The organism is Bradyrhizobium sp. sGM-13, from assembly GCF_018398875.1.
GTDB lineage: Bacteria > Pseudomonadota > Alphaproteobacteria > Rhizobiales > Xanthobacteraceae > Bradyrhizobium.
Window position 1 is genome coordinate 1 of the sequence record NZ_JAGWDK010000080.1, and the last position, 9,757, is coordinate 9,757.

A 9,757-nucleotide genomic window follows, 5' to 3' on the forward strand; every position below is an offset into this window, starting at 1 on the left:
CAAGGAATCAGACTCGCTCCCTCTTGACCAGTCACTACTCAGACAGGCTCCTAGGACCGTGAGGTGCGGCCACAGATTGAACTGCTGAAACACCATGCCCATGCGTGTACGCATGCGCGCCAGTTCGCGATCGGTCATCTGACGCTCCTGACCGGCGGCCGTGCACGAGAAGCCGACGCGCTCGCCGCGCAGGAACACCGCTCCCTCGTCCGGTCGCTCGAGAAAGTTCAGGCAGCGGAGCAACGTTGATTTACCCGAGCCGCTCGGCCCAAGAATGCAAAGCGTCCGCCCGGCCTGCACTTCAAGATCGACCTCCCGGAGCACTCGCAGCGAGCCGAAGCTCTTGCAGATCCGTTGCGCGACAACGACGGGCTCACTCATGGCCACGCACCACCGCGACGCGGTCCATCGCGCGCACAATCCCTTCGATTGCGGAGCAGATTACCCAGTAGAGGGCAACCGTGACGAATAGAGTCTCGAACGGGATATAGTAGGTGGCTTGGACCAAGTTCGCCAAAGAAGTGAGATCGGGAATTGTTATCATCATCAGAAAGGCTGAATTCTTAACGAGCGTGATCATCTGATTGCCGAGCACCGGGCCGGACGCGATAAGTATCTGCGGAAGAATGATCCGCCCGTAGAGCCCAAGGCCATAGTAGCCGTAGGCGCGCCCGGCCTCCTCCTGCTCTCGCGGCATGTGTGCCCAAGCGCCGCGCAGGATTTCGGCGAAGTACGCAGTGTTGTACACGACCAGCGCCGCCAGTCCGCAAGTCCAAGCCGACAGCCTCACGCCGATCACGGGGCAGGCAATAGTACACGGTGAAGAGCAGCACGAGGAACGGGAGCGCTCGCAGCAGGTCCACGGCGCCTTGCGAGGCGCGCCGGATCAGCTTCCGCCGCGATACCAGCAGCGTCGACACGAAGGCGGCGAGTGCTAACGATAGCGCGCCGGCGAGCGCGCATATCCAGACGGTGTTGAGGAACCCGATTCCGAGGGTGCGCCACTCCCCAAGAACTGCGCCAAAGTTCGCGATCAAAGGACCCCGTAACGTTCGACAATGCGGTGCTCCATGTAACGTTGGACGCGCAGCAGGCACATGACGGCGAGCACGTAGATAGCACCCGCAGTCAGGAAGGGCACAATCGGCTGATAGGTTTGCGTGGACCAGCGCACCGCCACGCGCGTGAGGTCGACGACGCCATGACCGCAACGGCTGGGCTCCCTTTGATGACAAGGGTAAGCTCGTTCGCGATCGCCGGCATGCTCGCGCGCCACACCTGCGGGAACACAATGCGCCGGAAGATCAACCCCCGCGTCATGCCTACCGCGCGGGCGGCATCGACTTGGCCCGTCGGAAAATCGAGCAGCGACGCTCGCCAGATCTCGGCCTGGAACGCAGAAGTGTTAATAGCAATGACTACGATCGCCGCGACCGGCGGCGACATGGCAAGGCCAATACTCGGCAATCCGAAGAAAACCAGAAGCGCGAGCGTGACCATCGCGCGGCGCACGCAAGACTGGTGTAGGCTGCGACGGTTTGCGCGGCAATCGGCACGCGGCCGACGTGCACCAAGGCTAGGAAAAGGCCGGCGAGCATGCCCAGACCGATGCCTGCCGTCGAAACCGTCAGGGTGGTGATCGCACCCTTGGCTAGGTCCAACAGTAAAAATTCCCAGGTCATGGCCGGTGGCGCGATCGGCACTGGCTAGTCAGGCATCGGCCGATTGATCTTCGCACCATCCCCCCTTTTACTTTCTGATACGCAATGGTCCGACTTCCTTCGGGAGCCAGCGTTCAGTTTTTCCGTATTCCTGTTCCGGGCTTCCATCACGCCAGCTTCCGGCGCAGACTGCGCATCTCCTCCGCAGATTAGGAAGAACCGCGCAGTGGGCCCGAACTCAGAATGCAAATCTAAAGCTCGCACAGCCCCCAACCAGAAAGACTCAAACATCAACCTCCGCGATCGCTCGGCACTTCAACGGATAGTAAGGAGATCGCTGTGTTTCACCTAGATGACAGAATGGTTCGTGTGAGCATCCGCCAACTAGAGCACGAACTCGGCGCCGCCCTTTTCGAGCGACGCAAGCGCGGCACAGTACTTACGCCTATGGGCAAGATCTTCCTGCGCCGCCCGCATCGCCGCAAGTGAATTGGGCCGCGCCCGCGAGGAAATCCAGCAGCACCGGGGGGGCGTCGATGGAAGCGTCGTGGCCTGTCTTTCCACGGAGCCTCACGTCGCGATGCTGCCGCGCATGCTCAGTGCTTTCCGCAAACGATACCCTGGTGTCAATCTGCATATTGTCGAAGGCCTCACGTATCAGACCGTCCAGGCGCGGCTTAAGGACGGGAGCATCGACTTTTATGTAGGTAACGTTCCCAAGAGTAGCTGGGAATGTGCGATGGACGGGCCGGCATCTGAAATTGTGGCATTGTCCTAATTGGGACACGCGACGGAACAAACTAAAACAGTGTCGTCGTTCTCAGGCTCGGGCAAATACAGCAGTGCTATTAGCCCCACCACAAAGATCAAAAATATAAGTCCAGAACGCACAGACAATTACTCTTCATCCAGGTAATCAAGCGGGCTCTTAAACCAGAAATTGCACTCGCGCAAACTCTTTGGCTCTGAGCCACGCCACCCTCGGGCTGGGCTGCTTCTTTCCCGCACTCAGGCATCCAGGCGCTATGTGCGCCGATTGGGTTGCGCAGATGTTCCTTGGGTGCGATCAATTCAATCCCCGTTGGGGACGAAGCGAGAATGGAGACGCTTTGAGCGTCGGCGATAACCGGTGGTGCGGCTCTACGGCTTCAAATTAATGGCAGAAGCGGCCCAGTAGGCCGACGTGCGCTCCCAGTGGAAACTGTGCTTGGACCGCACGCTTCGCTCCCAAGCCGCATCAGGTTGTACTGTAACCAGATCGCTTGCCGCGCGTCGCGCTTGCTGGACCGAAACAACGTCTCCCCATACGCACCCATGCAAACTTGGTAGAAATGGCTAGCCATGTACGGCTCCTGTACTGTTTCACCGAATTGAGATGGGCTTAACCCGGCCGTGAAGAGGGCCATGCTAAACGCTCGATAGTAACGATCTGTCGATATTGTTTAATGCAACGCGTGCCCCGTCGACGCTTAGATTCCGCTTTCGAGCGTCATTTTCGACGGATTTCACCACGCCGATTATGCACTTGTGTTGGCTTCGACCCAGCGATCGGTTTCACCGACGTCAAGGTGATCGCGAGTTTGGCGAAGTGCCCAACGGTCCGCGCGCTCAGAATTGCATTCGGGTGACCCGCATTGTCCCCATTTTTAATCTGCGCTAAGGGGAAAACGAACCAAGGATGGAACTCCTGACATCGATGCCGCCGGATTTGCCCAGCGCAGCAAGACAGGTCGGCAGTGGCGCTGCTGAGATTCAGGAGGTGATCCGACGATTCGTATGGGAAATCAGATCGATCAATTTGGGTCTGGAGGAACTTCGCCAATTCCAGGCCAATGTACTTGGGATTACTGGGCCCACAATGGATCCCCGATGGGGCCGAACTACGTCCGCGTCGTAGGTCAAGACGAGATGATACTGATTTCGTCATTCGCCGAAGCAGAGTTCCGAGAACTTGGCGCAGAGTGGATTGAGGAACTCGTAAAGAAAAGCTCGCACCAAGACCGTATGACCTCGAACAACCGATAGGGAAAGAGCAGTACGACCTCTCAGACGACTACCCGAACACATATGGCCGTGATGAGATTGTGTGTGCGTTTTGTACGACCAAGTTTTGGCGACTGTTGGAAGCACCGAACAGATACCGGCACAGAGAAGTGCGTTTGCGGAAGCGAGTTTCGTTGGACTCGAAACGTAGCCGCCAAGTAAGCGATCGGATTGGTTTGCCGTGACGGAATTTCCGGACGCGGGCCATCTCTTTAAGGGGGAGCATCTTCCGTCTCTCAGCCCCTCACGCGCGGCGAGTTTTCGGACATGCTGAGGATGCTTGAAACGAGCCGCCTGAGGGATTTTCACTTCACCGTCGAGAACGAGGCCGAGGGCTCATGGCCGGTGTTTGGCTGGCCATGAATTGTCGCATCGATGTTAGGGGTGTGCAGCCAGTTTGAGGATGGCCGCCTTTTTTGCTCAGCGAGGCTTAGCAAGAAGGGCCAAGTTCGAGGCGGATCCATTGCTAGCCGGGAGTGAAAGCAGGGATATCCAGCCCTCGCTCACGAAGCCTCTTTTTGGCAAATTATTGCCAATTAGCCCGATTTTCGGCATTTCGGATCACTTTGAGCCAGAAAATGACAAATTGGGTTGATTTTCGACCCGAGAGCCGGTAAGTTGTTTTCGACAATGTTACTATTTTAGCGGCAAAATTCGACATTCCATATGGATTTTCGACCATGCGGCTGAACTTTGCGGAGACAAAGGCTTTCCAAGGCAAGGCACTGCCTACCGAGACCCAACTCGTCGGGCTGTCAGCATTGGTCCAGATACTATCGGTTGCGGCACCCGTCCGTCGGCCTAGCGCCGTGTCGGAAAAGCATATCCGTGGCAGCCACCGGGATGAAGACGACTGGCGGCTGTTCGACAAGAGATATTGGCCCGGCGACAATTTTGCAGATCACCTCACCTTTGCCCTGCGCCACGAAGACCTCGATCTCCTCGTGCTCAAGCGCGTGTTCAAGGCGGTCCCGAAGGCAGAAATCCGTGACTTCGTCACAGCGGCACCAACCGGTGTGCCCGCGCGCCGGGTCTGGTTCCTCTACGAAATGCTAACTGGCGAGACGCTCGACATTCCGGATACCCCGAACGTCGCAGCTGTCGATTTGTTCGACCCGAAGGCTTATTTCACAGGCAAGCCCAAGCTGTCAAAACGGCACCGCGTTCGCAACAATCTGCTCGGAACGAAAGATTTCAGCCCAGTCATCCGAAGGACTTCCGCGCTCGTTGCTCTCACAGAGAGTGGTCTTGCGGAAAAGGCCCGCGAGACCGTCGGGCGTACCGGCGGCCATGTGGTCTCCCGCGCCGCGAGTTTTCTGTTGCTCGCCGATAGCCGCGCAAGCTTCGAGATCGAAGGCGAACGCCCGCCCAGGAACCGGCTGGAGCGGTGGGGACGCGCTGTCGTGCAGGCAGGCAAGCATGCTCTGACCCTTGAAGAGATCGTGCGGCTACATAGCGTCCTCATCGAAGACACCCGGCTCATTCATCCAGGCCTTCGGCCAGATGGCGTTTTTCTGGGTGAGCAAGACCATGAGAACAATCCGCTGCCTGAGTTCATCGGCGCCAGACCCGACGACCTGACCAGCCTCATGAAAGGCCTGATCGACGCTAACGCGCGTATGCGCGATGACGGGATTGATGCCGTTCTACAAGCGGCAAGCACAGCTTTCGGGTTCGTCTATGTCCATCCGCTTCAGGACGGCAACGGACGCCTGCATCGCTGCCTCATCCACCATGTTCTGGCGGAGCGGAAATTCACGCCGCCAGGCATGGTGTTTCCGGTGTCGTCCGTCATGCTCGACCGGATTGATGACTACCGCACTACCCTGCAGTCCCATTCCGGGCCCTTGATGGAGTTTATCGACTGGAAACCGACATCGGACAGGAATGTCGAAGTGCTGAACGATACCGCCGACCTCTACTGCTATTTCGATTGCACCGACGAAGCGGAATTTTTGTATCAGTGCGTCAAGAGAACGGTGGAGCACGATCTGCCGCACGAAATCGATTATCTGCGCCGTCACGACGAAGCCCGCCGCAAAATCATGGACACGGTTGAAATGCCGGATCGCCTTGCAGACGACCTGCTTCTGTTCATCCGGCAGAACAAGGGCGTGCTTTCCAAGAAAAGAAGGGAGCGCGAATTCGAGAAGCTAACGGACGATGAGGTTGCCAGCATCGAGGCCGTTGTCCGGGATGCATTCGAAGGATTTGAAGATAGCTCAAACGAGCAAAATCACGCCCCGTAAGCTTTCGCGACAAAATCCCTTATGTCGCTGATCAAGCTTGTGCAGCCGATTGAACAAAAAAATCGGGACAGCAGAAACCGACAAGTGAAGGCGATTCTCCGCGACGGCTGTCGCGAGCCTCTCTCGCGACTATGAACCCGTGACGGCGAAGTTGGGCGCTCCTCTCACTCTGTCATGCCCAGCGGTCTCACGACCGCGCGCCTTGTCCTCGAAGATTGGCGCATGCGCGCCGAACAGCAGGGAGGCGATCTACGGCTGACCGCATCGACCCCAGGCCGGCGAGGTAGACAGAGGTGAGTTCGATCCCTTTCAGGGTGGGAATGATGAAGAAACCGCTCGCGTGCGGCAAGCCGTGTAGACAGCGAAGATGGGTAGTTCGGCCCTTCGACCTAGCGGGGACATCTTCGCGTTCCCTCACCTGCGAGCCAAAGGCCGAGGTGGGGCGCGTCCATCCGAAACTGCGAGCGAAGAGCGCAGGGCAAGACCTGGTTGCGCGTCTTCGCTTGCCGGCCGCACGAGGTAGGTGCTGACGTTCATGCCGTCAGCCGGCCTGCTTCGACGGGAGGCAATTGCGCTTCATCGGCTTCGGTTGCTCGGGAGCGGCCACCTCCGTCTCTACCGGCACCTCCGCAGCCATCGGGCGCGTTTCCATGAAATTGAGGAAGGCACGTCCCTTTTCGGTGATGCGCCAGCCACCGTTCATGCGCTCAACGAGTTCTTGCGAAAAGATGTCGAGGTTCGGCACGCGGGCGGCCAAGCTCTTGGTGCGCTCGGCCCAGTCCCGACCGCTCGTCGCTAAAATGGCCATGTCGCGCTTAAGCTCCGCCATCCTTGCGAAGCCGTCCGGATAGCTCAGCAGGATCTTCAGGACTGTGACCTGGAAATTCACCTGAGTGACAACATGATGTTGTTCGCGCGTGCACGCGGAGCGTACTCGTCGAATGACATCAGAACCAGTTCATAAACGCTTGCCACAGACCTTTGATTGCGTCCCAAAGACGTCCCCAGAAGCCTCGTTCTCTCCTGTAGCGTTCGGTATGAGCCTGCTGGCGCGCGCGCTGGTCGCTGGCCCGGTTGGCCGCGATCTGCTTCGGGGTAAACGCGGGCGCCCATTCTATGCGATTGTCCCTGATCCAATAGTGCGACTGGCAGCCCGCGCTCCAATTGCCGATGGACGGAGTTAGACTTACGGCCCCGTCCTCAGTTTCTAGCCGCCACCGGCCGGGCTTGAGCGGTGTCACGATCTTAGTGCCACATCCGCAACAGCAGTTATGCGCCGCCGTGCGGAACTTGAGGGAGATGTAAATAACTCCGTTGTCGAGAACTTTGGGTATGCGCTCGACGAGCTCGGGCCGGATGGCATCGATCCTGTTCAAATGGGATCACCCTTCGCGAGAAGGCTATTTGCAATTGTATAAGAGACAAAACGCTCCTTACCCAAGTTGAAATAAAAGCCACGCAGCTTCTTCCAAGCGATTACAGCCAAACACGCGTTAAGTGCATTGAGATCGGCAACTTGGATATTCTTGTCGTACTCATTATTTGCGTCGTCCGTGGCGAACGATATGCGAGACCGCGCGCGTTCTCGGGCGTCGGGTAAGCTAAGGATGCTGCGGAGCATACCGCCAATTGAATTTCGCTTGGCATACAAGCCTATTCCGACGTCCGCGAACGGCGTCCCGAGCGCTTCCAGCTTGTCCACGACCGCGCGCTTCGCAGCTCCTCCTTCCATGCAAAGGAAGACAAAGGACATGCTGCCTAGCTTATCCGCGTTGGTCGCATCGATATGGATGGGATGTGGAATAATTCCACGATGCATACGGGCGTAAATCGACGCGAAGTATTCCACCTTGAGCGGCTGCGCTCGCAAATCTTCGATTTCGGGTGCGCCTGGCGCCCGGAAAGCATTGTGTGTCAAGAAGCGGTCGGCATCAAAAATATGGATCTGCTTGACGGGAGTCTTGGCGACCATATCGAGCACGTACGATCCGGTTCCGCCAACCCCGACGATTGCGATCGCATCCTCCGCAAGCCTCGCGGTAATTGTGTTGATTTCCGCTCTTGCGGACGCAGTATCGAGGTAATTGAATGGTAAGTTGTCGTCCTTAGGCTCAATGACCTTGTGGGTTTTCGCTGTGACCAAAGGGTCTATGGCAGCAACGTGCTTACCGAGGAGCGCGACATAGGCCGTCATCTTTTCATGGTAATTTTCATAGTGCCCGCGCGCCGGCTTTCGGGAAAAGGAATGTTGGGCGACGAACCCGTGGCCAACATCGTACGATCCGCTCTGATGCTTCAGAACTTCGAGCGGCTTACCGTTACTGTCGCAAGGATATTCGCCGATAAATTTGGCCGTGTGATCTTGCGGCTGAGCCGTAACGTCGCCAGCAAGATCGAGGTTCGATGCCAGCGCACCGACCGCGATTTCACGCTTGCTGTTGACATAGGGGACGTCGTGAACGACCAGGTAGCCGGCGCCCGTTACCTGGACGTTATATCCCTCCCTGCGCAACAGTTCTAAATCGGAGCTACGATCGATTGGTATGATCGACATCGAAAATGGTGCCATGTTTTCTCACGGTAACCGTGCCGTTTGGAGGAAGGTCACCGTGATGCGGGACACTCTTTGCGTGTTCGAAGCTCACCGTTAATTCCGGGTCTTGCCCGGTCGGCGGAACCGGAAAGGCGATTTTCACGAGTTCATCGAACGTCAAGACATCATGATCGACGACGACGGGGTCGGTGTTGACGATAATGACGTAATGCTTTTCGGGGGCTTCACCACGATGGAAGTGCTGGTCTTGTGTGAGATCGATCTTTGGACTGTCGATTCGCACTAACCTGTCTTCTTGGTTACCCTCGCCCCCCTTGTACAGCACCTGACCTTCGGGAACCTGCCCGAGTTCATAAAGGCCAACGCCTGTCGTCGGGTTCGGCGAGTGAAGCGGTTTCTGATCGATATGGATACGCACGTCCGGCTTGTCGTCCGACATGATGGCCTCGTTGGTCTAGCGATAGTGCAGATTTTCGCTTTTGGAGGTGAAACTGGATTGCTTCTCTGGAGGCGACACTGACTTTGATCTCTAAATGGGATTCGTCAGGGAAAGATCGATGGGGCTTAGGCTTGCTTCCGGAGTCAGCGCTGAAGTCGCCCCAAGATTGGATCGGATGGAGAGGCGGACCATTCTTGCCAGCACAAGGGTTACGTCAGCGTGGCGACGGTTTCGGCTGCATCGTTTCGATGCCGGCCTGGCTGGCCAGCCGCACTGGACCAGTGCTCGGACCGCCTTAGTTCGCTTCCCAGCCGCATCACGTTGTACTGCAGCCAGATCCTTTCCGGCTTCACGCGGTTGCTGCGCCGAAACAACGTCTCCGCATAGATGCCCATGCGGAGTCGGTAGAAATGCCCAGCCATGTCCTGCTCTTATGCTGTTTCGCCGAACTGAGATCGCATCATTATTGACCTTGCCGACCCCCAACAGCCGGCTCGTGAAAGAGGGTTACGTTTAGCTCTGTACAGTAACGACATGTCGATATTGATAAATGCAAGGGGTCCCGGGTTGATGCCTAAATTCCGCGTTCGAGTGTCTTTTTCGACGGATTTCACCACACCGATTTGGATCTGCGAGGCTGGCGCGAGCGCTTTCTGGAAGGCATCTTTGAATGGCCGGCGGCGGATGTCACGGATCAGTCGGCCGAGCGGGGTGGTCAGGAAGCGCAGCTCGTGACGGCGGCGGTTGTCCAGGCTTCTAGGAGCCTGTCCCTATAATGGACTTAGGATTAAGCGAAGCGGGTTCTGAAGCT

The 9,757-nt window shown here is 57.4% G+C and carries 11 protein-coding genes and 1 pseudogene; 3 read left to right on the forward strand and 9 right to left on the reverse strand.

Annotation, left to right across the window (positions count from 1 at the left end; all coding sequences use genetic code 11):
- The 4 genes and pseudogenes from KJQ96_RS37240 to KJQ96_RS37250 form a co-directional block, all read right to left on the reverse strand.
- On the reverse strand, window positions 1-381 hold a 381-nt coding region (locus KJQ96_RS37240; RefSeq protein WP_213291035.1), incomplete at its 3' end, for an ATP-binding cassette domain-containing protein.
- The gene (locus KJQ96_RS41010) at window positions 374-799 is read right to left on the reverse strand and encodes an ABC transporter permease subunit (protein WP_309142532.1); all 426 of its coding nucleotides are present in this window, start codon (window positions 797-799) and stop codon (window positions 374-376) included. The genes KJQ96_RS37240 and KJQ96_RS41010, both read right to left, overlap by 8 nt.
- A 10-nt stretch (window positions 800-809) precedes the next feature.
- A pseudogene (locus KJQ96_RS42440) lies at window positions 810-1,097 on the reverse strand (hypothetical protein); the annotation flags it as partial.
- Between the two features lie 31 nt (window positions 1,098-1,128).
- Window positions 1,129-1,500: an ABC transporter permease subunit gene (locus tag KJQ96_RS37250; RefSeq protein ID WP_213291037.1), complete on the reverse strand. Its 372-nt coding sequence runs from the start codon at window positions 1,498-1,500 to the stop codon at window positions 1,129-1,131.
- A gap of 521 nt (window positions 1,501-2,021) precedes the next feature.
- Here KJQ96_RS37250 and KJQ96_RS37255 point away from each other — a divergent pair.
- From KJQ96_RS37255 to KJQ96_RS37260, 3 genes are all read left to right on the forward strand, one after another.
- Entirely contained in the window at window positions 2,022-2,150 is a 129-nt protein-coding gene (locus KJQ96_RS37255; protein WP_213256723.1) for a LysR family transcriptional regulator, read from the forward strand.
- Between the two features lie 58 nt (window positions 2,151-2,208).
- Complete coding sequence (locus KJQ96_RS42445) at window positions 2,209-2,439, forward strand: LysR family transcriptional regulator substrate-binding protein (protein WP_375293259.1); 231 nt, start codon at window positions 2,209-2,211, stop codon at window positions 2,437-2,439.
- A gap of 1,945 nt (window positions 2,440-4,384) precedes the next feature.
- Window positions 4,385-5,953, forward strand: a complete 1,569-nt coding sequence (locus KJQ96_RS37260; protein WP_213291038.1) for a Fic family protein — start codon at window positions 4,385-4,387, stop codon at window positions 5,951-5,953.
- A gap of 541 nt (window positions 5,954-6,494) precedes the next feature.
- Here the strand turns inward: KJQ96_RS37260 and KJQ96_RS37265 are convergent.
- The 5 genes from KJQ96_RS37265 to KJQ96_RS37285 all read right to left on the reverse strand — a co-directional run bounded on the left by KJQ96_RS37265 (window position 6,495) and on the right by KJQ96_RS37285 (window position 9,368).
- Window positions 6,495-6,842 carry a hypothetical protein gene (locus KJQ96_RS37265; protein ID WP_057849681.1) on the reverse strand — a complete coding sequence of 116 codons (348 nt, stop codon included), beginning with the start codon at window positions 6,840-6,842 and terminating at the stop codon, window positions 6,495-6,497.
- A 58-nt stretch (window positions 6,843-6,900) separates the two neighbouring features.
- Window positions 6,901-7,329 (reverse strand): DUF6527 family protein, encoded by a 429-nt coding sequence (locus KJQ96_RS37270; RefSeq protein WP_057900959.1) that lies wholly within the window; start codon window positions 7,327-7,329, stop codon window positions 6,901-6,903.
- The gene (locus KJQ96_RS37275) at window positions 7,326-8,522 is read right to left on the reverse strand and encodes a ThiF family adenylyltransferase (protein ID WP_249735006.1); all 1,197 of its coding nucleotides are present in this window, start codon (window positions 8,520-8,522) and stop codon (window positions 7,326-7,328) included. The genes KJQ96_RS37270 and KJQ96_RS37275 overlap by 4 nt, the downstream gene beginning before the upstream one ends.
- Entirely contained in the window at window positions 8,482-8,946 is a 465-nt protein-coding gene (locus tag KJQ96_RS37280; protein ID WP_213291039.1) for a multiubiquitin domain-containing protein, read from the reverse strand. The genes KJQ96_RS37275 and KJQ96_RS37280 overlap by 41 nt, the downstream gene beginning before the upstream one ends.
- Before the next feature lie 209 nt (window positions 8,947-9,155).
- Complete coding sequence (locus tag KJQ96_RS37285; protein ID WP_213291040.1) at window positions 9,156-9,368, reverse strand: hypothetical protein; 213 nt, start codon at window positions 9,366-9,368, stop codon at window positions 9,156-9,158.
- Between the last annotated feature and the right edge of the window lie 389 nt (window positions 9,369-9,757).

Bases quoted from the DNA above. Each gene is read 5' to 3' on its own strand.
- KJQ96_RS37250 (WP_213291037.1), bottom strand. From the start codon at position 1,500: ATGGTCACGCTCGCGCTTCTGGTTTTCTTCGGATTGCCGAGTATTGGC.
- KJQ96_RS37255 (WP_213256723.1), top strand. From the start codon at position 2,022: ATGGTTCGTGTGAGCATCCGCCAACTAGAGCACGAACTCGGCGCCGCC.
- KJQ96_RS37260 (WP_213291038.1), top strand. From the start codon at position 4,385: ATGCGGCTGAACTTTGCGGAGACAAAGGCTTTCCAAGGCAAGGCACTG.
- KJQ96_RS37275 (WP_249735006.1), bottom strand. From the start codon at position 8,522: ATGGCACCATTTTCGATGTCGATCATACCAATCGATCGTAGCTCCGAT.
- KJQ96_RS37280 (WP_213291039.1), bottom strand. From the start codon at position 8,946: ATGTCGGACGACAAGCCGGACGTGCGTATCCATATCGATCAGAAACCG.
- KJQ96_RS37285 (WP_213291040.1), bottom strand. From the start codon at position 9,368: ATGGCTGGGCATTTCTACCGACTCCGCATGGGCATCTATGCGGAGACG.